Annotated in this window: 19 protein-coding genes and 1 tRNA gene; 7 read left to right on the forward strand and 13 right to left on the reverse strand. The window is 59.1% G+C overall.

Annotated features, from left to right (window positions below; genetic code table 11):
* Nucleotides 1-565: 565 nt before the first annotated feature.
* On the forward strand, nucleotides 566-1444 hold the full coding sequence (locus ACE3QM_RS08450; protein WP_374421384.1) for a DUF5677 domain-containing protein: 879 nt from the start codon (nucleotides 566-568) through the stop codon (nucleotides 1442-1444).
* Nucleotides 1445-2036: 592 nt separating this feature from the next.
* Here the strand turns inward: ACE3QM_RS08450 and ACE3QM_RS08455 are convergent.
* From ACE3QM_RS08455 to ACE3QM_RS08475, 5 genes are all read right to left on the reverse strand, one after another.
* A complete protein-coding gene (locus tag ACE3QM_RS08455; protein WP_374421385.1) occupies nucleotides 2037-2774 on the reverse strand; it encodes a hypothetical protein in 738 nt (245 codons plus the stop codon).
* 223 nt (nucleotides 2775-2997) lie between these two features.
* A complete protein-coding gene (locus ACE3QM_RS08460) occupies nucleotides 2998-4569 on the reverse strand; it encodes a diguanylate cyclase (RefSeq protein WP_374421386.1) in 1572 nt (523 codons plus the stop codon).
* A 344-nt stretch (nucleotides 4570-4913) separates the two neighbouring features.
* On the reverse strand, nucleotides 4914-6314 hold the full coding sequence (locus ACE3QM_RS08465; RefSeq protein ID WP_374421387.1) for an efflux transporter outer membrane subunit: 1401 nt from the start codon (nucleotides 6312-6314) through the stop codon (nucleotides 4914-4916).
* A 3-nt stretch (nucleotides 6315-6317) separates the two neighbouring features.
* A complete protein-coding gene (locus ACE3QM_RS08470) occupies nucleotides 6318-9458 on the reverse strand; it encodes a multidrug efflux RND transporter permease subunit (RefSeq protein WP_374421388.1) in 3141 nt (1046 codons plus the stop codon).
* A gap of 18 nt (nucleotides 9459-9476) precedes the next feature.
* Nucleotides 9477-10619, reverse strand: a complete 1143-nt coding sequence (locus ACE3QM_RS08475; RefSeq protein WP_374421389.1) for an efflux RND transporter periplasmic adaptor subunit — start codon at nucleotides 10617-10619, stop codon at nucleotides 9477-9479.
* A gap of 133 nt (nucleotides 10620-10752) precedes the next feature.
* Here ACE3QM_RS08475 and ACE3QM_RS08480 point away from each other — a divergent pair, with 133 nt between their 5' ends.
* Together ACE3QM_RS08480 and ACE3QM_RS08485 are read left to right on the forward strand one after the other, a co-directional pair.
* A complete protein-coding gene (locus ACE3QM_RS08480) occupies nucleotides 10753-11490 on the forward strand; it encodes a response regulator (protein WP_231460851.1) in 738 nt (245 codons plus the stop codon).
* Nucleotides 11487-12545, forward strand: coding sequence for an ATP-binding protein (locus ACE3QM_RS08485; RefSeq protein WP_374421390.1), 1059 nt, complete (start codon nucleotides 11487-11489; stop codon nucleotides 12543-12545). Before ACE3QM_RS08480 ends, ACE3QM_RS08485 begins: the two co-directional genes overlap by 4 nt.
* Nucleotides 12546-12560: 15 nt before the next feature.
* Here the strand turns inward: ACE3QM_RS08485 and ACE3QM_RS08490 are convergent, their stop codons facing one another.
* The 3 genes from ACE3QM_RS08490 to ACE3QM_RS08500 all read right to left on the reverse strand — a co-directional run bounded on the left by ACE3QM_RS08490 (nucleotide 12561) and on the right by ACE3QM_RS08500 (nucleotide 15091).
* Nucleotides 12561-13013: an N-acetyltransferase family protein gene (locus ACE3QM_RS08490; RefSeq protein ID WP_374421391.1), complete on the reverse strand. Its 453-nt coding sequence runs from the start codon at nucleotides 13011-13013 to the stop codon at nucleotides 12561-12563.
* 4 nt (nucleotides 13014-13017) lie between these two features.
* Nucleotides 13018-13518, reverse strand: a complete 501-nt coding sequence (locus tag ACE3QM_RS08495; protein WP_374421392.1) for a hypothetical protein — start codon at nucleotides 13516-13518, stop codon at nucleotides 13018-13020.
* A 76-nt stretch (nucleotides 13519-13594) separates the two neighbouring features.
* Nucleotides 13595-15091: an MFS transporter gene (locus tag ACE3QM_RS08500; RefSeq protein ID WP_374421394.1), complete on the reverse strand. Its 1497-nt coding sequence runs from the start codon at nucleotides 15089-15091 to the stop codon at nucleotides 13595-13597.
* A gap of 84 nt (nucleotides 15092-15175) precedes the next feature.
* Between ACE3QM_RS08500 and ACE3QM_RS08505 the strand changes: the two genes are divergently transcribed.
* Nucleotides 15176-16129, forward strand: a complete 954-nt coding sequence (locus ACE3QM_RS08505; protein WP_374421395.1) for a LysR family transcriptional regulator — start codon at nucleotides 15176-15178, stop codon at nucleotides 16127-16129.
* Between the two features lie 32 nt (nucleotides 16130-16161).
* On the opposite strand, the gene ACE3QM_RS08510 is transcribed toward ACE3QM_RS08505, so the two are convergent.
* The 5 genes from ACE3QM_RS08510 to ACE3QM_RS08530 all read right to left on the reverse strand — a co-directional run bounded on the left by ACE3QM_RS08510 (nucleotide 16162) and on the right by ACE3QM_RS08530 (nucleotide 22615).
* On the reverse strand, nucleotides 16162-17226 hold the full coding sequence (locus ACE3QM_RS08510) for an alpha/beta hydrolase family protein (RefSeq protein ID WP_374421397.1): 1065 nt from the start codon (nucleotides 17224-17226) through the stop codon (nucleotides 16162-16164).
* 871 nt (nucleotides 17227-18097) lie between these two features.
* Complete coding sequence (locus tag ACE3QM_RS08515) at nucleotides 18098-20353, reverse strand: hypothetical protein (protein ID WP_374421398.1); 2256 nt, start codon at nucleotides 20351-20353, stop codon at nucleotides 18098-18100.
* An 811-nt stretch (nucleotides 20354-21164) separates the two neighbouring features.
* Entirely contained in the window at nucleotides 21165-21353 is a 189-nt protein-coding gene (locus ACE3QM_RS08520; RefSeq protein WP_374421399.1) for a hypothetical protein, read from the reverse strand.
* 102 nt (nucleotides 21354-21455) lie between these two features.
* Nucleotides 21456-21530, reverse strand: a tRNA-Arg gene (locus tag ACE3QM_RS08525).
* Between the two features lie 155 nt (nucleotides 21531-21685).
* Nucleotides 21686-22615 carry a polyprenyl synthetase family protein gene (locus ACE3QM_RS08530; RefSeq protein WP_374421457.1) on the reverse strand — a complete coding sequence of 310 codons (930 nt, stop codon included), beginning with the start codon at nucleotides 22613-22615 and terminating at the stop codon, nucleotides 21686-21688.
* A 230-nt stretch (nucleotides 22616-22845) separates the two neighbouring features.
* Here ACE3QM_RS08530 and rplU point away from each other — a divergent pair, with 230 nt between their 5' ends.
* The 3 genes from rplU (at nucleotide 22846) to obgE (ending at nucleotide 24750) form a co-directional block, all read left to right on the forward strand.
* Nucleotides 22846-23157 carry a 50S ribosomal protein L21 gene (rplU, locus tag ACE3QM_RS08535; RefSeq protein ID WP_039753142.1) on the forward strand — a complete coding sequence of 104 codons (312 nt, stop codon included), beginning with the start codon at nucleotides 22846-22848 and terminating at the stop codon, nucleotides 23155-23157.
* Nucleotides 23158-23169: 12 nt separating this feature from the next.
* The gene (rpmA, locus tag ACE3QM_RS08540) at nucleotides 23170-23445 is read left to right on the forward strand and encodes a 50S ribosomal protein L27 (RefSeq protein ID WP_048408612.1); all 276 of its coding nucleotides are present in this window, start codon (nucleotides 23170-23172) and stop codon (nucleotides 23443-23445) included.
* Nucleotides 23446-23589: 144 nt separating this feature from the next.
* Entirely contained in the window at nucleotides 23590-24750 is a 1161-nt protein-coding gene (obgE, locus tag ACE3QM_RS08545; protein WP_048408613.1) for a GTPase ObgE, read from the forward strand.
* Nucleotides 24751-24824 lie beyond the last annotated feature (74 nt).

The raw sequence follows: 24824 nt of genomic DNA on the forward strand, positions 1-24824 counted from the left end.
CCATGTCAGTTTGGAAACCTGCCTAGGCGAGGCTAGGGCAGGCACGTGACAAGGTGGCAAAACCGGCTGACTTTCCAGTGACCGGCAATCCTTTCGGATTCCCTGCCACGGCCCGCCCCGAATGGGTACGGCGTGGCAGCAGACGTAACAGTGCCAAAGCGGACTGTTGTGTCTGCGGGAAAGTCAGTTTTGGGTTTACCAGCCCTGCGCCGTGTGATTGAGCACGACGCGGGACCAAGCCTAAACAGGCTGGGAGGGGGCGTCAAGGGTGGGGGAGTGATGAAAGGGGAGCCAAGATTTCTGGTTTTGGAGTTTTTCACTCGGCTTCTGGTTTAGGTGAGGCTTGGTTTGACTATGAGTTTGGGTTTTGGTTAGGGGGTATCCTTTTTAAGAAGTTAGGTGGAGGCGTTCTATTGATTTAAAACACAAGGGGCAAGGAGATAAGGGGAATGGCTCGGTAGGGGTGTGGTTTGGGTGAGCCAATGGTTCTTGATGGTGTAGACTTGTATGTGGATATAAGTGTTTATGTGAGATGTTTCATAATATATAAATGGTGGCTATTTAGATGAATTTGGACTTTATTGAAAAGTTTTCCTGTGATCACTCTGCTCATCTTGAGCATATTGCTGCACTATCTAAAGCTGTGAATATCTTGTCATCCATATCTGAAGGATTGGATGTTAATGATATGTCGAGATATGTAATTCCAAAGGTTCAAGTTGATTATCTTTTGATTTCGTCTGTCGAAGCTATTAATTCGTTGAGAATCTGTGCAGAGGCCAAGCACTTTTCCTCTGTTGAGGCTTTGTCTCGCATATCAATAGAAATGTCTGTTAATCTTCGTTTGCTAATAAGTGGGGATCTGCGTGAAACATCAAAAGCTTTTGCTAGAAGTTATCTGAAATCAAAAAAGAGATCTGCAGAGAAATGGCTGAAGTTGGCAGAGGGAGTCGATGATCAGGAGTCTAAACATAACGCAAATACTGTGTTGGCTTATTTGGAGAGGTGGAGGAATTTAATTCCATGGATGAAAGAGGATGGGAAGGTGAAGTGGCCAGAGACAGTCAGAGATAAGTTTAAGGCCGTGGAAGAAGAGGGGATGTATCTGACTGTTTTTGCAAGTGCTTCAGACTCAGTTCATTCTCTATCAGAAGATGTCTTTAATCGGACATGTATGGCGATAATTCATCGCGACATTCCTCGTGAATATTTGGCGGCAAATAACGCGGAGAAAGCCAGCTTTGCTGTGTATTTATATGCCTGTGCGGTAACGTTTTATTATAATACTATTGCTTTGTTGGTTGATAGGTACGACTTGAATGTTGATGTGGGTGAGGTGGATGGTTGTTCTGCTATTTTAAGTGAAATTAATAAATCTCATAATGCTGTTTTTGAGGAGTATGAACTCATTTTAAAAGGGCGTGCTGATAGGGAACACAATTAGTAAAGCTCTCTGCTGTGGAATGCTTGCCTTAGGTGAACCGGATTGACTAATCTAATATGAAAATGGCCAGGCGTGAATGGAGTATTCTATTGGGTTTTATTTGTGAGCGAGGGGTTTTCTGAAGTGTGTGAGGACGCTGTTGTTGTTATTCATTAGTAAGAGGTTTTTTTGCGGTGAAATTGAGTTGTGTAAAGCTGTTATTTCTGCTGTGCAGCTAATATACAACGTCAAATTTCTACTGCAATGAGGTTAAGTATGATAATGGATTTTTCCAATTTAGTAAGAGTTATGTTTAGTGATCTGGCCTTGTGTCAAGAGAGCTATGTGCCAAACTGTGAAAAAAGTTGTTGCAATATCCATGGCTTCCATTTTGGAGGTTGCTTGGGGTGTTGTGTTTGTAGTGGTTTTCACTGTGGATGAGTCCGTAAGCTTCGTGCTTAATATTTAACTATTTGCTCGAGGTTTTGCAAAATTGAAATTTACAGATATTAAGGTAATCTGGAGCTAGGTTGCTTTGGGAAATGACTTGTTATAAACTGTGTTGGTTGATATCGATTTTTCTGTCAGTCGGATAAGGTCATGTGTCTTGGGATTAATTGGGTTGGGAGGAGGCTTGCAACTCTTGATCTCTTAGCTCTACTAAAGTTTTACCAAATGATGGATTGTACTTTCGTGCCTCCTCAAGGGAAACCGAGGGGACCCGAATTTTAGTATGGTGAGACCGGCCAAATACATCTTTAATTCGGATCTTCAGCAGAACAGTTTCATTGTGCACCGAGGGGAAAAAGCCTCCCCAACTGTCGCCCTGCTCAAAATAGACAACACCATTTGTTGAGCGGCCTACGTCAAGATAGGTTTCAGCTTTCGAGCCGGATAGAAAGTTTCGTTGCATCAAGAATGGATAGACTTTGATGTTTTCACCAATTGCGGCTTGAAAGTCTGTAAGAGCCACAGTTTGCTGATGCAACCAAAACCAGCCGATGGTGTACTTCAGCCAAGCGATGCTGAATGGTTTGAGATGCCAATGATAGCCCACAGAGATGTCTTCAATGCTTGAAGGGGCAGTTCCCACATTTGCTATGGCCAAATATAGTGCAACCCCTGTACGGTGCACATCAAATGACTGGTAGCTCGTGCCGGTAAAGTAGGTGCAGCAAAATGTAGGGCCAGGAATTATATCTATTCTAAACTTTGGCTTGTGTCGCAAGGCTGAAAAAATACCACTAATCCAACCCAAACAGAGAGTTACCAGAAAGACAATGATTGTTATGACGCCCTGATTGTCATTTGACCACTTGGCGGTTAATAGTAATGCTTCGGTGACTGACATTGATCTCTAAACAATTTCTATTCTGACCTACAAGGCCGGAAAATTGGGTAAATTTTATATTGATATTATGCTTATGTAATGCTGTGTAGAGCAAGTGAGTTAGCATCTATACGAGAGTCTTGGTGAGTATCACAGTTCTAGTGCCAAGGCTCTGGTTGACCACTTTGGCCAACAAACCCTCGCTCAATGAGCCACCACACCGGCCCCCCAATAAATAGCAAGCTCACCCCGCCCCCTCCACCCGATTCCGCCCGTTCGCCTTGGCCCGATACAAGGCTTCGTCCGCGCGCTGGACGATGGTTTCGTGGGTGTCGTCTTCTTCCTGCGCGCTGGCCGCGCCTATGCTGACGGTGATGACGCCGGCCACGGTGTCGGAGGCGGCGGATATCGCCGTGCGCACGCGCTCGGCCAGCACCATAGCGCCTTCGGCGTCGGTGTCGGGCAGCAGGAGCAGGAATTCCTCGCCGCCGTAGCGGGCGGCAAAGTCGGTGGTGCGCGCCACGCTGTGCAGGGTGGCGGCAATCTGTTGCAGCACTTGGTCGCCCACCGCGTGGCCATAGGTGTCGTTGACGCGCTTGAAGTGGTCGGCGTCCATCAGCAGCACTGAATAGGGCGCATGGCTGCGGCGGAAGCGCTGGTATTCCGCGGTCAGCCGTTCCGCGGCGGCCATGCGGTTGCCCAGGCCGGTCAGCGCGTCGCTGCGCGCCATCTGTTCCAGCAGCGTGGCGCGTTCGGCCAGTTGGCGGTTGGCTTCGCTCAGCGCTTCGGTGCGCTCTTCCACTTTTTTCTCCAGGCTGGCGTTGATGGCGGCCAGTTCGCCGCGGCGCGCCAGCAGGGTGGTGGCCATCTGGCGTATCGCCTGGGACAGTTGCCGCAGTTCGCGCGCGCCGGCGTTAGTGTTCCATTCCACTTGTTCTTCGCCGGCGCTGATGCGCTGGGCGGTGCCGGCCAGGGTTTCCAGCGGGCGGCTGAAGGCGCTGGCTAGCCGGTACACCACTATCATCAGCAGCAGGGTGGCGATCCATTCCGGCAGCGCCAGCGTGGCGCGCAGCCGGTTGAGCGCGGCCAGCGCGTGTTGCGGCGGCTGGCGCACGATCACGCGCCAGCCGGGGCCGGGGGCGGCGTCTATCTTGGCGTCGGCGTAGAGGTAGGCGTTGCCGTCGGGCCAGTCGCCCTCGTGGTAGCCGGCGTTGTCCAGCGGTGCGGGCATGCCGGCCTGGCCGGGCGCGGCGGGCGGGAACAGGGCTTGATTGTTCTGGCCGACGATGAAGACTTGCAGCGCTTCGCCGGCGGTGTTGCGCGGCAGCCGTTCGGCAATCAGCTTATCCACCCAGTCCCAGGCGGTTTGGGCGGCCAGCGCGCCGCGTAGTTTGCCGGCGGCGTCGTGCAGCGGAGCGGCGAATTCGATGCGGGGGGACGGCGGGCCGCCACTGGCGGAGGCGATGCGGCCGTCCGGCGCGATGACGCCGACCCAGGCGTAGCCGGGGTTGGCTTGCCGGAGCTGTTCCAGGCCGCCGCGCAAGGCGGGGCTGTCCAGCGGCGCGTCGATGAAGACCGGGGTTTGCGCTTGCAGCGTCAGTTCGCGCCGCCGTTGCTGGAGGCCGGCGGCGAGGGATTTGGCGATGCCTTGGGCGATGGCTTGCATTACTTCGCCCTTGTCTTGCAGCAGGCGCTGGTTCATCTGCGGTTCCAGGCTGGCGCTGTCTATCAGGGTGGTGACCAGGAACAGGCCGCCAATCAGCAGGCTGAGCCGTAGCCGGAAACTGTCCGGCCAGAGGTAGGAGAGAAGCTTCATCTTGGTGCGGCCAATGGGTGTACAGCTTTATGTTTGTATCCACGGGCGCGGGATTGCAAGGCGGGAGGCGGGGTAAAAAGAACGCGGCCAACGAGGGCCGCGCAAGTGGGGGAGAAAGGGGGAGGCCGCCGGAGCGTGACCGGCGGCGCTTAGAACCTGTTCATAGTCTGCTGCGCATCGTGGATGCATTACACGGTGAGTACGACTTCAGAAATGCTCATGTACCGCTTGACCATTCCGCTTTCTCAGCCGCAACGCCTTGTCTCGCTCTTGCTCGCGAGACTTTGAACAGGTTCTTAGCGTGGCTAACAAACTCAGTTTCGCGGCTGAGTTGTTAGCCGCTGTTATTTTTCGGTAAGGCCGCCGCCCAGCGCCTTGTACAGCGCAATGGCGTTGCTCAGTTCGCCGCGGCGCAGGTCCAGCAGCCCTTGTTGGGCGGCGTAGAGCTGGCGCTGGGCGTCCAGCAGTTCCAACCGGCCGTCCACGCCGGCGCGGTAGCGCTGGCTGGAGAGTTCCGCGCGGCGTTCTGCGCTGGCCACCGCGCGCGCCTGGGCGTCGATCTGGCGGCTGAAGGTTTCGCGGCCGGCCAGGCCGTCGGCCACTTCACGGAAGGCGATCTGGATTGCGCGTTCGTATTCGGCCACGGCGCTGGATTTGCGCACTTCCGCCAGCCGCAGTTCGGCGCGCAGCCGGCCGCCCTGGAACAGCGGAATGTTGATTTGCGGCGCAAAGCTCCATACGTGCTGGCCGCCGTCGAACAGATTGCGCATGCCGGGGCTGAGGAAGCCGGCGGAGGTGGTCAGCGACAGCCGCGGGAAGAAGGCGGCGCGCGCGGCGCCGATGTCGGCGTTGGCGGCTTGCAGTTGTTGTTCGGCTTGCAGGATGTCCGGGCGGCGGAACAGCAGTTCCGACGGCAGGCCGGTGGCCAGCCGGGTCACTACCGGCTGGCGGTCCAGCGGCAGCGGCTCGGGCAGGTCTTCCGGCGGTTCCGTGCCCAGCAGCAGGCGCAGCGCGTTGCGCGCTTGCTCCGCGGCGCGGGTGCGGGCTTCCAGGTCGGCGTCGGCGCTGGCCACCTGGCCTTCGGCCTGGGCCACGTCCAGGCCGCCGGCTTGTTGCGCGTCCTTGAGCCGGCGCGCCAGCGCCAGCGATTGCCGCCAGTCGGCCTGGGTGCGTTCCGCCAGCGCCAGTTGCTCGCGCGCCAGCCGTTCCGCGAAGTAGGCGTCTGCCACCGCGCCCACCAGGGTGATCTGGGCGGCGCGGCGGCCGTGGTCGGTGGCCAGGTAGCGGGCGAAGGCGGCGTCGGACAGTGCGCGCACGCGGCCGAACAGGTCGATCTCAAACGCGCTGATGCCCACGTTGACGCCGTACTGGTTTTGCACCGCGGCCGGGGTGGCCGGGTCGGTTTCGCGGTTGGCCGGGGTGCGCTGGCGGTTGAGGCCGACGCCGGCGTCCACCGACGGCAGCCGCGCGGCGCGCTGGATGCCGTACTGGGCTTCGGCGGCTTCCACGTTGAGAGCCGCCAGGCGCAGGTCGCGGTTATTGCGCAGCGCCAGGTCGATCAGGCTTTGCAGCCGGCGGTCGCCAAACATGGTGCGCCAGCCCAGGTCGGCGGCGTTGGCGTTGCTGTCCGCCGTTGCGGCGGCGGGGGCGTAGCGGGCCGGCACCGGCAGCTCCGGCTTGAGCAGCGCCGGGGTCAGCGAGCAGGCGGAGAGGGCCAGGGCCAGCGGGAGAAGTAGCAATCTCATGGTTTAACTTTCTGTGCCGCCGCCGACGGCGACGGTGCGGCGGGCGGCCCGCCATTGTCCAAAGCGTTGTTGCAGGCTCATCACCACCACGAAGAAGACCGGCACGAAGAAGATGGCCAGCACGGTGGCGGTGACCATGCCGCCGAATACGCCGGTGCCGATGGCGTTCTGGGTTTCGGCGCTGGCGCCGGTGGCCAGCATCAGCGGCACCACGCCCAGGCCGAAGGCCAGCGAGGTCATCAGGATGGGGCGCAGGCGCAGGCGGGAGGCTTGCACCGCGGCGTCCACCAGGCTCTTGCCTTCTTCATGCAGTTGCTTGGCGAACTCGATGATGAGGATGGCGTTTTTGGCGGACAGGCCAATCACGGTGATCATGCCCACTTTGAAGAACACGTCGTTGGGCATGCCGCGCAGCATCACCGCGCCAATCGCGCCGATCAGGCCCAGCGGCACCACCAGCATCACCGATAGCGGGATGGCCCAGCTTTCGTACAGCGCGGCCAGCACCAGGAACACCACGATCATGGACAGGGCCATCAGCATGGGCGCCTGGGAGGCGGACTGGCGTTCTTGCAGCGATTGGCCGGTCCATTCCACCGCGAAGCCGGGCGGCAGTTGCGCCGCCAGGCGTTCCATTTCGGCCATGGCCGCGCCGCTGGAGTAGCCGGGGGCGGCGCCGCCGGAGAGGCGGGCGGAGGGGTAGCCCTGGAAGCGCACCAGTTGCAGCGGGGTTTCGGACCAGGCCGGGCGCACCACTTCGGACAGCGGCACCATGCCGCCGTTGACGTTGCGCACGTAGAGCTTGAGCACATTGTCCAGTTGCATGCGCGAGGGCGCGTCGGCCTGGATGATCACTTGCTGCATGCGGCCGGCGTTGGGGAAGTCGTTGACATAGGTGGAGCCCATGGCGGTGGACAGGGTGTCGCTGATGCTGGCGAAGGGCACGCCCAGCGCTTCGGCCTTTTGCCGGTCTATGTCCAGGCGCACGCTGGTGCCGGCCGGCAGGCTGTCCGGGTAGACGCCGTGGACGATCTTGCTGCGGGCGGCCAGTTCCAGCAGTTTGGCTTCGGCCGCTTTCAGCGCGGCATGGCCATGGTTGGCGCGGTCTTGCAGCCGCAGGGTGAAGCCGGAGCTGGTGCCCAGTTCGTCAATGGCCGGCGGCAGCAGGCTCATCACCGTGCCTTCGGTCACGCCGGCCATCGCGTGTTGGGCGCGCATGGCTTCTTCCACGGTGCTGGCCTGGCCGCGCTGTTTCCAGTCCTTGAGCACGGCGAAGTTCAGCGCCGCGTTGGGGCCGGAGCCGGAGAAGCCGTAGCCGCCGATGGAAATGCTCGATTCGATCGCAGGGCGCGTCGCCAGATGATCATCGAGTTTCTTAACCACGTCCCGCGTGCGTTCGGCGGTGGCGTCGGCGGGCAGTTGAAAACTGGTCATGAAATAGCCCTGGTCTTCTTCCGGCAGGAAGGAGGAGGGCAGGGTCTTGAAGCCGGCGGCCAGCGCGCCGGAAATCACCAGGAACAGCAGCATCACGCGGCCGGCGCGGCCGATCAGCCGGCCGACGCGTTGTTCGTACCAGTCGGTCAGGCGTTCGAAGCGGCGGTTGAACCAGCCGAAGAAGCCGCGTTTTTCATGGTGTCCCTGCGGGATGGGCTTGAGCATGGTGGCGCACAGCGCCGGGGTCAGCGTCAGCGCCAGCAGCGCGGAGAACAGGATGGACACGGCCATGGCCAGCGAGAATTGCTGGTAGATCACGCCGACGGAGCCGCTGGACAGCGCCATGGGGATGAAGACGGCGGTGAGCACCAGGGTGATGCCGATGATGGCGCCGGTGATTTCCTTCATCGCCTTGATGGTGGCGTCCTTGGGCGACAGGCCTTCTTCCGCCATCAGCCGTTCCACGTTTTCCACCACCACGATGGCGTCGTCCACGATGATGCCGATGGCCAGCACCATGCCGAACATGGTCAGCACATTGATGGAGAAGCCGGCGGCCAGCATCACGGCGAAGGTGCCCAGCATGGCCACCGGGGCGACGATGGAGGGTATCAGGGTGTAGCGCACGTTTTGCAGGAACAGATACATCACCAGGAAGACCAGCACCATCGCTTCCAGCAGGGTGTGCACCACTTTTTCGATGGAGATCTTGACGAAGGGGGCGGTGTCGAAGGGCACCGAGTAGCTGATGCCGGCCGGCATGGCCTTGCTCAGTTCGGCCAGCCGCGTGCGCACCGCTTCCGCGGTCTTGACCGCGTTGGCGCCCGGCGCCAGCTGCACGCCGGCGAAGGAGGCGGGTTTGCCGTTTCCGCGGCTGACGAAGTTATAGCCCTGGGAGCCGATCTCTACCCGCGCCACATCGCCCAGCACTACCTTGGAGCCGTTGGCGTTGGCGCGCAGCACGATGGCGGCGAATTCTTCCGGCGAGGACAACTGGCCTTGCACGGTGAGCGGCACGGTGACGCGCTGGCCAGGCAGGGTGGGCGAGGCGCCCAGGCTGCCGGGGGCGATCTGCACGTTTTGCTGGGCGATGGCGGCGGAGAGTTCGCTCATGGACAAGCCGTAGGTGATCAGCTTGGCCGGGTCCACCCACACGCGCATCGCTTGTTCGGTGCCGAACTGCTGCACGCGGCCCACGCCTTCGATGCGGCGCAGTTCTTCGGCGATATTGCGCGACAGGTAGTCGCTGAGCGCGCCTTCGTCGAAGCGGCCGCTATCCGAGCGCAGGCCGATCAGCATCAGGAAGCCGGAGGAGGCGGATTCCACGATCAGGCCGTTCTGGCGCACCGCCGCCGGCAGCCGCGGCTCGATGGATTTGAGCTTGTTCTGCACGTCCACCTGGGCCAGTTCCGGGTCCGTGCCCGGCTTGAAGGTGACGGTGATCTGGGAGATGCCGGAGGTGTCGGCCGAGGATTCGAAGTACAGCAGGTTCTTGACCCCGGACAGTTCGCGTTCGATCAGGCTGAGCACGCCGTCGCTCATGGTCTTGGGCGTGGCGCCGGGGTAGCTGGCGGTGATGGTGACCGAGGGCGGCGCCACCGAGGGGTAGCGCGCGATCGGCAGCTGGGGAATGGCGATCACCCCCAGCAGGATGATGAACAGGGCAACCACCCAGGCGAAGATGGGGCGGCGGATGAAGAATTGAGACATGACGGCGCTTCCCTTCGCTCAGTGCTTGGCGGCCGCGGGCGCGGCTTCGCGGGCGGCTACCGCCGCGCCGTCGGCAAGGCGTTCCATGCCTTCCACCACGACCTTTTGCCCGGCGCGAAGGCCGGAGCGGATGCGGTACTGGCGGTTGGACAGTTCGCCTAGTTCCACCACGCTGAGCCGCGCCTGGTTCTTGGCGTCCACGGTCCACAGCTGGGTCTTGCCGCCGATGCGCACCACCGCTTGTTGCGGCACGGTCAGCGCGTCGGCGTATTGGGCGCGCGGCACGCGGGCGCGCACGAACATGCCGGGCAGCAGCCGCCGTTCCGGGTTGTCCACCAGCACGCGCAGCAGCACGTCGCCGGTGCCAGCGTCCACGTTGACGCCGGAGAACAGGATGCGGCCGTTGAGGCCGTAAGGTGCGCCGTTGTCGCGCAGGATGGACACCGGCAGGCCGTGGCCGCTGCTGTCGGGCTGGGCGGCCAGGCTTTGGCGCACGGCTTCCAGCGCCGCCGCCGGCTGGCGCACGTCCACGTAAACCTGGTCTATCTGTTGAATGCGCGCCATCGGGGCGCCATCGGCGCCGCCCACCAGCGCGCCTTCGGTGACCAGGGCTTGGTCGATGCGGCCGGAGATGGGCGCTTCCACGCTGGAGAATTTCAGGTCCAGCTGGCGGCGCGCCAGCGCGGCGCGCGCCTGGGCCACGTCGGCGGCGGCCTGGTCGCGCTGGGACACGGCGTCGTCGTAGACCTGGCGGCTGATGGCGTCGGTTTCCACCAGCGGCTTGAGGCGGGCGGTTTGCACTTTGGCGCGCGCCAGCGCGGCCTCGGCGCGTTGCAGCGCGGCGGCGGCGGTGTCCACTTCCGCCTTGAACGGCGCCGGGTTGATCTGGAACAGCGGCTGGCCGGCGCGCACTTCGGTGCCTTGCTCAAATTGCCGGCGCAGCACGATGCCGCTGACTTGCGGCCGGATTTCCGCCACTCGCAGCGCGGCCACGCGGCCGGGCAGGTCTTCGCTCAGTTTGAGCGGCGCCGCTTGCGCGGTCTGGGTCAGCACCGGCAGCGGCTGCGGCGCCGCATGTTGTTCCGCCTGGCCGCAGGCGGTCAGCAGCGTTGCCGTCAGCAGGCAGCCGATGCCGTGGCGGCAGCTTTGTTCTAGGGTCATATCCACTCCAATCACGCATGGGCAGCACGCTGCCCGTAAAAATTAGGCGGCAGTATGCCAATGCAGGATGGGGTTTCCCGTGTGGTAGCATGGAGATTCGATGGAGATGCAAACAGGATGCGAAATCGGCGCCATGACTTCCACAATGCGGCCGCCCGGCGCGGCTCAAGACCGCCAGGCCCTGATCCTCGTCGCTGAGGATGAACCCGAGATCGCGGAGATCCTCACCGCCTATCTGACGCGCAGCGGCATGCGCTGCGTGCACGCGGCCAACGGCCGGCAAGCGCTGGAGCTGCATTTGTCGCTGAAGCCGGATCTGGTGTTGCTGGATGTGCAGATGCCCCATGTCGACGGCTGGCAGGTGCTGGCCGAGGTGCGCCACCGCGGCGATACGCCGGTGATCATGCTGACGGCGCTGGATCAGGACATCGACAAGCTGATGGGCTTGCGCATCGGCGCCGACGATTACGTGGTCAAGCCCTTCAATCCGGCGGAGGTGGTGGCGCGCGCGCAGGCGGTGCTGCGCCGCTCCATGTCGTCCGCGCGCCAGGCGGAGCCGCGGGTGCTGCGCGCGGCGCCGTTCGAGATTGATCTGGAAAACCACGAGGTGGCGGTGATGGCGGGCAAGCAACGCCATGTGCTGAGCTTGACGCTGACCGAATTCAAGCTGCTGGTGCAATTGGCGCGTTCGCCGCGGCGGGTGTTCAGCCGCGCCGAACTGCTGGCCGCCTGCCTGCCGGAAGGCGACGCGCTGGAGCGCACCGTGGACAGCCATATCAGCAAGCTGCGCAAGAAGCTGGAGGAGCGCGGCGTGGACGGCGTGCCGGTGGGCGTGCGCGGCGTGGGCTACAAGCTGTGGGGCGCGGAATGAGGCTGGCGGGGCTGAGCCGGCAGATCGCGCTGTCGATGGCGACGATGGCTTTCTGCGTGACCGTGCTGGTGGTGGTGACCGGCTTCTCTTTCTACTATGTGGCGATGACTTACTGGCCGGTGCATTTCGAGACGCCGGGCTGGAAGATGACGATGCCGGAGTGGGTGTGGCTGCTGTCCAGCACGATGGCCGGCCTGGCGCTGTCGGTGGTGATGGGCCTGCGCCTGGCGCGCCGCATCCTGGTGCCGCTCAACTCGGTGGCGGAGAGCATACGCCGCGTCGCCCAGGGCGATCTGGACGCGCGCGCCACGGCCGGCGACCGTTCGCTGCGCGAGGCGGCGGCGCTGGCCGACGATTTCAACGCGCTGGCGGACCAGTTGCAGCGCATGACCAAGGAGCAGACGTTCTGGAACGCCGCCATCGCCCATGAGCTGCGCACGCCGGTCACGGTGTTGCGCGGCCGCTTGCAGGGGCTGGCGGAAGGGGTGTTCACGCCGGATGAAAGCCAGTTCCGCCGTTTGCTGGTGCAGGTGGAAGGCCTGGCGCAGTTGATCGAGGATTTGCGGGTGATCAGCCTGGCGGAAAGCGGGCATCTGGATATCGAGCTGCGCGACACTGATCTGGGCGCCGAAGTGCGCGCGGTGGTGGAGGTGTTCGAGGACGCCTTGTTGGCGGCCGGGCAGCAAGCGGTGCTGGACCTGGACGGCCAGATGGCGCGCTGCGACCCGGTGCGCATCCGCCAGGCCTTGCTGGCCTTGCTGGACAATGCCCGCCGTTATGCGTCGCCCGGCGCGATCCGCATCCAGACCCGGCTGAGCGATGGCCAGTGCCTGCTGCGGGTGGAGGATGAGGGGCCGGGGATTGCGGAGGAACTCGCGCCGCATGTGTTCGAGGCTTTCTGGCGCGCCGACGGCGCGCGCCAAAGAGGCAAGGGCGGCAGCGGCCTGGGGCTGGCGGTGGTGGCCGCCATCGCGCTGGCTCACGGCGGCGAGGCCCGTTGCAGCCGCGTGGGCGGCGGCAGCCGCTTTGAGCTGGTGTGGCCGCAGCCGGAATGAGCCTGGCCGCGCCTGCTAGCCGGCCCGGCGTTCAGCCCATTTCATGAACACGATTTCCGGGTCGCCATCGTCCAGATTGTCGATGCGCCCGCTTTCCCTGAAGCCCAGCTTATCCAGCAAGCGCCGCATCGGCAGATTGGAAGCATTGCTGGAGGTGAACAGCTTGTCGCCCGCGCAGCGCGTTTCCAACGCGCTCATCAACGCGTGGCCGACGCCGCGGCCTCTGGCGGTTTCCGCCACCATCAGCAGCGCGACAAAATGCTGTTGGAAGAAGGAGCGGTCCAGGATGCCGTAGCCCAGCACCTCCGCGGCTTCAGCCAGCCAGCAGCTTTGCGCGGCGATGGCCTCGCCCAGCATCTGGCGCCGGCCAGGCTCTCGCTGCGCGATGGGGTCGATGCTGATCAGCGCGGACAGGTCCGCCGTTTGCGCGCGCCGTATCTTGATATCCATTTCTTGCATGGTTTGCATGTGGTCATGCCGCGCCCGCTTTCAAGGCCGCGTTGATGATTTTCCACTGCCGGGCGGCGCCGGCGATGAATAGCAGCAGCAAGACGCCGGTGGCGATCTGGAGGCTGGGCGCGTCCGGGCTGCTCAGCAGCGGATGGCCCAGGGGCAGCCGGGTGGAGGTTTCGGTGATGGCCGGAATCCAGTGGAACAGGAAGGTGGCGGAGAGGCCGATGGCGGACACATGGGCGGCCTTGCCGCCGAAGACGCCTTTGAATTCGGCCAGCAAGGCCAGCAGCAGGGTGGCCAGCGTGATCAGGGCCAGCGCGTGCGGCTTGCCGAAGCCGCCATGCTGAAAAATGCCCAGGGCGGTGACGCAGCTGATCAAGGTGCCGATCACATAAGCCTGGCCCAGGCGATTGCGCGGGCTGATCCTGCCGTCGCGCCACAGCGCGACGGCGCCGAAAGCCACCGCCAGCAGGCTGATGATGGTGTGGAATACGCCTAAGGGGGTGAGTCCGAATAGCATGCTGTTCTCCTTCGCCATCTTGGGGTTTGCATTGAGGCCGGCTAGCCGGCCCTGGCTGCTTCAAAACACTTCAACATCAGCCCAGCCGTTGTTGCCACAGCACTATCACTATAAGACCCAGGGCCATGATGCATTCCAGCCGGAAGAAATCCAGGCAGGACAGCAATTGCGATTGCTGCATCAGCTGGCCGACCAGCACCGCGATCCTCTGCTTGGCGCTCAACTCCGGCAAGGCCTGCTGCAACTGGTCCAGCGCGGTGTTGAAGGCCGGGTTGAGCTGGCTGAAGCCCTCGGACAGCCGCTGGTAGTGCAAGGCGTTGCGCGCTTGCAGGAACACGGTGCTGGCGGCCACGCCCATGGACAGCGACAGCTGGCGGACGATGTTCTTGGTCTGGTAGGCGCGGGCGAAGTCGGGCTGGCCGATATGGCTGAAGGTGGCCTGCGCCACCGCCATGATGAACAGGGACATGAAGCCGCCGTTGCAGATCAATATCGTCACGATCAGGCTGGCCGGCGCGTTTTGATTGAGGCCGGACATCAGCACGCCGTAGAGCAGCAGCAGGCCGCAGGCCGCCGCCATCATGGTGCGCACGCCGCGCGCCCGGCGCTTGAGCAATAAGAAGGCGTAGAGCGTGGAGAACAGGATGCCGGCGAAAAAGCTCACCGACAGCAAGCGCCCGGTGGTCGGCAGGTCGAAGCCCAGCGCCTGCTGCGCCATCACCGGCAGGATGTAGCTGTTGGCGGAAACCAGCAAATAACAGCAGCTGTAAAAACCCAGGCCGGCCAGGTAGCGCAGCTGAAACAGCGCCTGCCGGTGCAGCGGGTGCCGCCGGCGGTGGTATTGCCAGCCCCAGCCGGCCAGCAGGGCCAGCGCGAGGATGGCCAGCAGCCATTCGGGGCGGGCGAAGAAGTCGTAGGGCAGTTGCTGTATCAGCCATTGCAGCGCCAGCACGCCGATGATCATGAATAGAAAGGCGCGCGAGCCCTGGGTCTGCGGATGGGCCGGCTCCGCCTGCTGGCTCAGCAGCCGGGTGGCCGGCCAGGCCAGCGCCAGCGCCGGCAGCACGGCGAAGAAAATCCAGCGCCAGTCCTGGTGGCTGATCAGTTCCGCGCCCAGCAGCGGGCCGCAGGCGGAGCCCAGCATCAGCGCATAGCCAAAGCAGAGCAGGCCCAGCATCTTGGCCTGGTCGCTCAGCGCGTTCACTTCCACCCGCGCCGCGGTGAAGAAGGCCGCGCCGCCCAGGCCTTGCAGCGCCCGGCCCAGTATCAGTTGGCCGGGGCTGTTGGCGAAACCGCATGTCAGCGCGCCGATGCCGAACACGATGATGGACAGGCGGATATAGCGCCGCATGCCCAGGCGGCGGCTCAGCCATTCGTGCTGCAACAGCACCAGGATGGCGGCGCTGGCATAGGCCATCGCCGCATAGCTGAATTCTTCCGGCGCGGCGCCGACGCCGCCCATCACTTGGCTGGACGCGAAGTTGAGCAGGCCGTTCTGGAAGAATTCCAGGCAGGCGACCAGCATGATGGAAATCAGATACCAGCGGGTGGGGTGGGGGCGTTCGGCATTCATGGGATAGACACTCGGGATGGTGTCCCCATTATCGGAGCCGGCTATAATTCAATGAAATCGATTGTTGGCATGGTAGCTATCGAAATGAATGATATAGACGCGCTGTGGCTGCGCAGGCTGGACCTCAACAATATGGTGGCCCTGCATACCCTGCTGAGCACGCGCAGCGTCAGCGAAAGCGCGCGGCGGCTGTGCCTGGGCCAGCCGGCGGTCAGCCATTTGCTCAAGCAGTTGCGGGAGCAATTGCAGGACCCGCTGCTGTGCCGGCACGGCCAGGGGATGATGCCCACCCCGTTCGCCGAGGCGCTGCTGCCGGAGCTGGAGGCCTGGCTGGGCGCCGGCGAGCGCCTGTTCCGGCAGCGCCAGACCGAGCTGGACAAGGTGGAGAGGACGGTGCGGCTGGCGCTGCCCGACCCGCTGGAAGCGGCCTTGCTGCCCGGCTTGCTCAAGGCCTGCCGCGAGCAGGCGCCGGGCCTGAGCGTGGATGTGGCGGCGCTGTCTTCCGCCCAGGCGCTGGCGGCGCTGGAGTCGGCGCAGATCGATTACGCCGTCGGCTATTTTCCCTATCCCACGCCAAGGCTGGAGCGGCAGACCTTGCTGCGCAACGGCTTCGCCTGCCTCTATCACCGCGATCAACTGCAGTTGCCGCCAGAGGTGGGGGCGGGGGAGGTGGCGGCCTGGCCGCATGTCTACACCTCTTATACCGGCGAAGCGGTGAGCCTGATCGACCACTATTTGCAGCGGCACGGCTTGCAGCGCCGCATCCTGGTCCGCACCGCCAGCCTGCTGGCCATCCCGCCGATACTGGCGGCGGTGCCGGCGCTGGCGGTGCTGCCCGCCGCCGTTTGCGCCATCATCGGCCGACATCACGCGGGCATTGCCAGCGCGCGGATAGACGAGCCCAGCTTGCAGCTAGACGTGGAGTTGCTCTGGCATCCGCGGGTGAATCAGGATCTGGTCCATCAATTCGTGCGGGCCGCGTTGACCGGGCAGTGCGCGGATGGGCGGCTAGGAGCGGCCTCCGGCACGCTTGCTTGAGAAGCGCATGCCTGGCAGGTGAAAGCTGAGCCTTATGAGCCGCTGGGGCAGCGCGGCGCATAGCGCGCCAGGCCTTGGTCTGGGTGCTTGATCCAATTGCCGATCTGCCGATAGACGCCGGGCAAATACGATTCCCGGCCCTGATACAGGAAGTAGGCTTGCTTGTACCATGGCCAGTCGGATTCGAGCTGGTAATTGAAGCTGGATGCCTTCATCAAGTTATGCGTCCCGCCGGGAATCAGCGCCACGCTGGCATCGGGCTTGGCGCGCAAGCTGTGTTGAAAGCGACAGCTGTCGGTCTTGGCGTCGACATTCAAATCGTCCTCGCCCAAGGCGATCAGGACGGGGCCTTGCATGCGGCTTAGGAACGGACGCGAGTCGCTTTGGTAATTCTTCTGCACAAAGATAAAGCGGTCCGGCGACATATCGCTGCGTTGCGCCGCCTGGCTCTTGGCCGCAGGCCCGAACAGGGCGTCGTTTTCTTGCCGCTCCCGCGCGAGCAAGGCTTGGATCTCCTCCGGGCTTTTACCCTGGCTGCGATAGCGCAGAGCCTGGTAGTACTGCCCTTGGTCCCGCCAGTTGGCGGCGCCGCCTATGATCACGGAAAAATCGCTGGCCTGGCGCGAGGCGGCAATGGGAATGACCCAGCCGGCTTGCGAGTAGCCGAAATAGCCGACGGGAATCTTTTGGCCTTGGTAATGGCCGGCGATCATTTCCCGCGCGGCGATGGCTTCGTCCGCCCGATCGGACATGGATTGATGCAGCCAATTGCCCTGGCTTTTCCCTATGCCGGCCTTGTCCCAGCTGAAGATGGCCAGGTTCTCGGACAACAGCAGATTGAACAAGGGGTAATAGCCATGGTTCGCATAGCGATCCATCGGCCCGTCGCCATGGATCAGCAAGATCACGGCATCCGGCGTTGTGTTCTCGGCTTGCAGCAAGGTGCCGGAAAGCTGCTGGCCATTGTGCTGAAACGTCAGCTCTTCCGTCTTGATGCCGTTGAACTCGAAGTCGTCGATATGGCTGCTGAAGAAGACGGCGGCGGCCAATAGCAGGCCGCTCAGCAATGAGGCGGCCAGTAGATGGGTTTTTTTCATGAGAAGGGTGTCCGGCATCGTCCCGCCGCGGCCGGCGGCAAGGTGGGTCATGCTGTCCGGGCTGCGGGTTTGCAAAGATCCAGGGATATTCCCATTGAGTACTACTGTTTTGCAAACCTTTGCCGCGCCGTGGGTGTCGGCGCGGGCATGCCGGGCGGGCCGGAGAGGGCGTTGGACATGAAAAAAGCCGCCATCCTGATTGGGATGCGGCTTAGAGCCTGTTTACGATCTAGCGAGCTAGAGCGAGACAAGGCGAAAACGGCTGAGAAAGCGGAATGTACACGCGGTACATGAGCATTTCGAAGTGGTTTTCAACGCCGTATCGCCGCAGCGCAGCAGATCGTAAACAGGCTCTTAGGCATGGCGTGGACGGTTTGGAACCGAAGTGGCGCCCCGACAGGGATAGAATTGCACTCATAAGTAATTTATTTTTTTGATAATTTAGTTTTGTTTTTTGATGATGCCCCATTTTGTGCCCCCGGATGCTAATTTTGCTAAATGCCTGCATGTTGTTTTTGAACAAGTCCTGACTAGGTTGGAAGATGTTTATCCAAACAAGGAGCTAGATGCTCAAGGTCAGGTGAAAAATTGTTTATCCACCATTGTTTTTAGAGCGGCTAACAAAACTCCTGATGCTGCATCCCACCGACTTGCCGTTCTGAAGCCTGCGATTGCACGCCATGCCTCAGACGTGGAACTAATTTTTGTTAGCCGCTCTTAGTATGTAATCTAGTTGAAAAAAGAGTATTCTTTCGATTGCGGAAATTATTGTTCGAAGAGCCGGTTCGGAATAAATATATTTAAGTATTGAAGTATGTTGATCCGCCAGATGACTAATGATGGGTTGTTGTTGAAAATAACTCGGCATGACTCATCTCCTATCGAAAAGGTCATCCACATCATCAAGCAGTTGGTAATATTTATTTTCATGTTGCCTATAGTCTGGCACATCGTAATTTGCATGAAAGAAGGAATCTAAAGCTTCTTCATAATCACAATGTGAAAGTATTTCTTGAACTATAGATGCGTCTGCATTAACGCCGAATTCATCCAGTCTTGCTTCTATCAGTGCTTCGACGTTTTTTCTTGCTTGATAATAGTCGCCATAATCTACATTGGAAAATAGGCCTTGATCATCAATGTCATCACTGATGGTTTCTGATAGATATTGGATTGCTTTATTGTCAAGTTCTTTTTTTGCGGCATTGTCACTCTCATCCTCCTTATCTAGGTGTTTGCATAACTCGGCTAAATAAGTTAGGGATGAATAATCAACTCCGACCTCGCAGGCTAGTTTTATGTATTTTTTTGCTTCTTTTTGATTGGTTATTTCATTTCTTATGCTGTAGGTTATTAGATCAATAATGTCATCATAATTGTTAGGTAGGTCTTCATTAGAGATAAAATCTACAGCGGATTTTATTATTGATTTTTCGAGGGGGCGATTTCCTTGGTTTATCTGTTGCATTGTTGCTCTTGCAATATATTCTGGCTTGTATTCAATGAAAGAATATGATGACCCCTCTTCAATGATCGATTGTAATATCATTGAGTGTGTGGCTTGGTTAATCATTTTGTTAACTAAAAGATTTGACAGAGTTGTTAGGGAGGCCATTGAGCGGAGGCTTTTTAATGCAAGCTTTAAAGATGGGATGTCGCAGGCATATCGCCTTAATATGTAATCGCCCAAAGAAGGATTAAATAAATCAAGCCGTGCACTTCCATCTTGAGTGATATGCCTTGTTAGTAGAGATCCAGTCAGATATTTTAGATTTGTTAAGAAATCACGTCGGCCTTGTAATCCAGCGTTCTCTGGATATGAAAGTAGTCGATTGTATGCGGTAGCCAGTTCAGACTCTTCAATTTGCCTTCCGTTTAATGTGACTAGAAGTGTAATCGATCTGCCAAAGTCATCTTGCTGTGCTATGAAGGGGTTTTCCCAAATGTCAGCTGGGTTTGATAAAGCGCTTTCGATGCTGGACCAATACGATTTGGCTGGGGTTGTTTCTAATCGATTAACGTCAGTGATAAAGTTTATCAATCGTGGGTTGAAGTTTTTGTGAGATATTATTTTTTTGTATCGTTTGTCAATATAGAGCTCATCCACATAATTGGCGGGTAGGTCTGTGTGCCAGATATGATTGTAAAGAATTCTTGCTTTTTCTATTTCCGATAGCGAATTGACTGTTAATTCAAATTCATTGCGATCTAAATTGTGATTTTGAAAACAGTCAACCAATACTTTTCCTTGGTTTAGAACCGTGCTTCTAGATGTAAGTATGAACCGTTTGTGTTTTTTGTCCGAAGAAATGCGGCGGATAAATCCAACAATTTTACTACTGGCGCGCCCACTTATTGCCTCAAAGTAGTTCCTTCCAAGGAAGTCATCAAAATAAAATATTTGTTTTTTTTCTGTGGTAAGAGCGTCTTCAGCCTCTTTAACATCGTCTTCAATTTTTATAAATTCATAGCCGTCATCTATATAATGTAAACATAGGTGTTCTGCTAATGTTGTTTTTCCTATTCCAGGCTCTCCAGATATTATTATTGCGCCTAGCTTTTCTAACTTTTCTATTGCGGCATGGTGTGCGGATGTCTCAACGTATTTCTTTGCGCTGGCAAGTATTGCATTGTGGGAAAATTCACTTCGTTCGAATATTGCTTTGTTTAGTATGTGAGAAATTACATTGGTACTGCACAGCCATAATTTGTAGTGTCGCTTTTCTATGTCACTATTCTTGCTAAGCAAGTCGTTTAGGTCTTCTTTTCCAAATATGTCACTCTCACTATTAATGTGGTTGCCTAAAGCCTCTGCAATACTTTTCTTGTCAGTTCGAGATAGGGGGGCTGATATGGCAAGAATGTATCGATTCGGCTGAAGCTTATCGAGCTTTGGTTTTTCTTCTTTGCGAAGAAAGGAAATGAGACTTTTAATTGGAGTGTTGGCCCAGTGCTTGTATTGGAGAATAATCTCCTTGTTATCCGATCCGAAATACCTGCCATCTATACCGCTATCACGCCCAGGTTTGAATCGTTCTATTCGAACGTCTAAGTATATGCTGAGAAGGTCTGAACAAAATACTTCAAATTCTTTGTCATTAAGTGTCTTGAAATCATAGTCGGTCATGCAGTAGAGCCCCTTATGATCTGTCTATATGACTAGGTAGTCGTGACAGATCGTTGTTTTCTGTTTTGGATCATAAGTAAAACAATGGACTGTCCGCTTTCCGATGTAGAAAGTCGAATAGTTCTATGTCATTTTCAATCAATTGTAACCCAAGTTCTTGCGGAGCCTCATCTAGGCACACACACCTAAAATCCCCCCCAAACCGTGGATTGAGACTTAAGTCTTTGTCCTGTAACGGCTTTTCATCCACGGTTTGTCCACGGCCTCTCCCCCCGATTCCGTGGATGCCGCATAAACTTCAATAAAATCAATGTCATGAAGGGAAGGGCGAATCCACCATTTCCACGACTTCCGCTGGCAAACCCGTGGATTAATTTTTAAGCAGCGCTCCGAAACCGTGGATGGCCCCTGTCTTCCCTTTTCATTGCTTTTTATCTCTATCTCTTTGTTTTTTAAATAAGAAGAAGTACTTAGAGGCCGTAAAAGGGTAAAACCCCGATGTGGAAGAAATGGGGCAAACCGTGGAAGTTTGAGGGGAAACCGTGGATTTTGGAGGGCAAACCGTGGATGGGTTCTTCTCAACAATCAATGACTTAGGTCGTGAGTAGGGGGCAATCCACGGAATTTTTTTACATACTCCCCTACCCAATGGCGCGGAAACCGGCGATTTCCGGCCGTTCTCGCTGGTTTTGCATTGCCAATGTCATATTTGGTGTGTAAAAGGCTTCACTGTTTTGCAGTTTGAGCGGGGGAATGCGTGACAGCCCACACAAGGCGGGCTGTGCGGGCTGTCGAGGGAGGGGAGGGGGGTTTAGGGCTGAACGTCCGGCGCGGCGTAGAGGCCGAGCTTTTCCAGTTGCGGCAGGCTGATCGCGGTCAGGTGGCCCTGGCGGCGGCCGTGGATGGTCTTCTCGACGCCGTCGGCCAGCACCACCGGGCTTTGCAGCAGCTGATGCTTGAAGATGCGGTCGGTCTTCGGCGGGCGAAGCCGGCGTGGCAATGAATAAGCCTGTTAAGCCGCTGAGTAGGGCGCAAAAAAGCCGCGCCATTTGCCGGTCGCGGCTTTTTTGATCTGCGGCGCTTGCTGCTTTACAAGCAGAAGTGGCGCCCCCGACAGGAATCGAACCTGTAACTGCCCCTTAGGAGGGGGCCGTTATATCCATTTAACTACGGAGACGCTGTGAAAAGCTTGATTCAAAAATCATTAAAAGGCTCGCGAGCTAGAGCGAGACAAGGCGAAAACGGCTGAAGAAGCGGAATGTACATACGGTACATGAGCATTCTAAAGACGGTTTCAACGCGGTATCGCTGACGCGCAGCAGACTTTTGTCCTTAGGCGCTGCGGTCCACTGACAGGCGGGCCAACTCCACCAAGGCCTGACGGGTGTCCGATTCCGGAATCGGCGCCAGCGCGGCAACGGCTTGTTCGGCCACCTTGACCGCTTCGGCCCGGGCGTAGTCCAGCGCGCCGCAGGATTGTACCGCAGCCAGCACGTCCTGGAAACGATCGCGGCTGGCGTGTTCCAGCGCGTCGCGCACGGTGGCGGAGGCTTCCGGCTTGCCATTGCGCATGGTGTAGATCAGGGGCAGCGTCGGCTTGCCTTCGGCCAGGTCGTCGCCCAGGCTCTTGCCTATGGTGTCGGCGTCGCCGCTGTAGTCCAGCACGTCGTCGATGATCTGGAAGGCGGTGCCCAGGTACATGCCGTATTCGGCCATCGCCTGCACCTGTTCGGCGCTGGCGCCGGCGCTGAGCGCGCCGACGCGGGCGGAGGCTTCGAACAGCTTGGCGGTCTTGTACTTGATCACGCGCAGGTATTCGTCTTCGGTGACGTCGGTGTTGCCGATATTGAGCAGCTGCAGCACCTCGCCCTCGGCGATGATGTTGGTGGCTTCCGCCATCACCGCCAGGATGTCCATATTGCGGGTGGTGACCATCATCTGGAAGGCGCGGGTGTAGAGGAAGTCGCCCACCAGCACGCTGGCGGCGTTGCCGAACAGCGCATTGGCGGTTTCGCGGCCGCGGCGCAGGTCGGATTCGTCCACCACGTCGTCGTGCAGCAGGGTGGCGGTGTGGATGAATTCGATCATCGCCGCCAATTCGTGCAGCTGCGCGTCGCCATGGCCCAGCGCGCGGCCGGACAGCAGGGTCAATACCGGGCGCAGGCGTTTGCCGCCGGCGGAAATGATGTATTCCGCTACCTGGCGGATCAGGACGACATCGGAGTGCAGTCGGGCGCGGATGACGCGGTCGACCGCCTGCATGTCGTCGGCTATCAGTGTACGGAAAAGCGGGGTGGACACGATCTCAACCAGTTATATGAATTGGGTACGCCAAAGCCGGGAATGTTACCAGAAAAGCCGCTCCAGCCGCCATGGGCCGCGTACTGCCGGACTAAGTCGATGAAATCATTGACAACTTGATGGCAGGTCCGTATAGTTTCGCGTTCTCCCGCGCTAGAGCGGCGAGATTTTATTATCAGGAGCACATGCGAATGTATGCGGTCATAAAAACCGGCGGCAAGCAGTACAAAGTTGTCGTTGGTGAAAAACTCAAAGTAGAACAGATACCTGCAGACGTCGACAGCCAGATCGTACTTGAAGAAGTGCTGATGATTGCTGACGGTGAACAGGTTGTTGTAGGCGCCCCGATGATTGCCGGCGCTACTGTTAAGGCCACCGTTGTTTCCCACGGTCGTGGCGACAAGATCCGCATCTTCAAGATGCGTCGTCGTAAGCACTACCAGAAACATCAGGGTCATCGTCAAAACTTCACCGAAATCCGCATCGACGCGATTTCGAAGTAAGGATAAACAGTCATGGCACACAAAAAAGCAGGCGGTAGCTCCCGCAACGGTCGTGACTCCGAAGCCAAACGCCTGGGCGTTAAGGTTTACGGCAGCGAACTGATTCCGGCAGGTTCCATCATCGTGCGTCAGCGCGGCACCCGCTTCCACGCTGGTGAAAACGTTGGTCAGGGCAAGGATCACACCTTGTTCGCCAAGGTTGACGGTTACGTTGAATTCACCGTTAAAGGTGCAATGAAGCGCAAGATCGTTAATGTGGTTCCGTACACCGGCGTAGACGGCGAATAAATTCGCTTTCTTAGGGATCTATGGATCCTCCGGGGAAAGCCCTATCCTGTGATAGGGCTTTTTTCATACCCGAGGGGCAAGGCGTGAGGGTGGCCGCGAGTCCATCCTGACCCCTGACTCCTCGCCAGAACAGAGGTTGAAAACATGAAATTTATCGATGAAGCCCGCATTGAAGTGTTCGCGGGCCGCGGCGGCAACGGCGTGGCCAGTTTCCGCCGCGAGAAGTTCGTTCCTTTCGGCGGCCCGGACGGCGGCGACGGCGGCAAGGGCGGCAGCGTGTACGCGGTGGCGGACGAGAACGTCAACACCCTGGTGGAGTTCCGCTTCGTCAAGAAATACCTGGCCGAACACGGCGAGCGCGGCCGCGGCGCCGATTGCTATGGCAAGGGCGGCGACGACATCGAGCTGAAAATGCCGGTGGGCACGGTGATCACCGACCACGACACCGGCGAGCTGGTGGCGGATCTGACCCATCACGGCCAGCGCATCATGATTGCGCGCGGCGGCAAGGGCGGCCTGGGCAATATCCATTTCAAATCCTCCACCAACCGCGCGCCGCGTCAGTGCACGCCGGGCGAGCAGGGCGAGCAGCGCACGCTGAAGCTGGAGTTGAAGGTGCTGGCCGACGTCGGCCTGTTGGGCATGCCCAACGCCGGCAAGTCCACCTTCATCCGCGCGGTGTCGGCGGCCCGCCCCAAGGTGGCGGATTATCCGTTCACCACGCTGCACCCCAATCTGGGCGTGGTGCGCATGGACGATACCCGCAGCTTCGTGATCGCCGACATTCCCGGCCTGATCGAGGGCGCGGCGGAAGGCGCCGGCCTGGGCCATCGCTTCCTCAAGCATTTGCAGCGCACCGGCCTGCTGCTGCACGTGGTGGACGTGGCGCCGTTCGATCCCAATGTCGATCCGGTGCGCGAGGCGCGCGCCATCGTCGAGGAATTGAAGAAGTACGACGATGAGCTGCACGGCAAGCCGCGCTGGCTGGTGCTGAACAAGGTGGACATGTTGCCGCCGGATGAGCGTGAACTGACGGTGTCCGCCTTCCTCAAGGCCTATGGCTGGCCGGAACAGCAGCCGGACGATCGCTTCGGCTTCGATCTCACGGCGCCGCGCGTGTTCAGCATTTCCGCGCTGAACCATGAAGGCACCCGCGAACTGACCTTCGCCATCATGTCCTATCTGGACGTGGTGCGCGCCGAGCAGCGCAAGCAGGCGGACGAGGCTCAGAAGCAGGCCGCCGCCGCGCGTCAGACCATGATTACTCCGGATGCGGCTATGCATCAGGACACGACGGAAGAGTAAGAAGCTGTCCAAAGTCCGCTGCGCTTAGACGATGCTGCGTTGAATCCGTCTTGTACCTAGGTACATTCCGCTTT

This window comes from Chromobacterium sp. (assembly GCF_041912965.1).
Classification (GTDB): domain Bacteria; phylum Pseudomonadota; class Gammaproteobacteria; order Burkholderiales; family Chromobacteriaceae; genus Chromobacterium; species Chromobacterium aquaticum.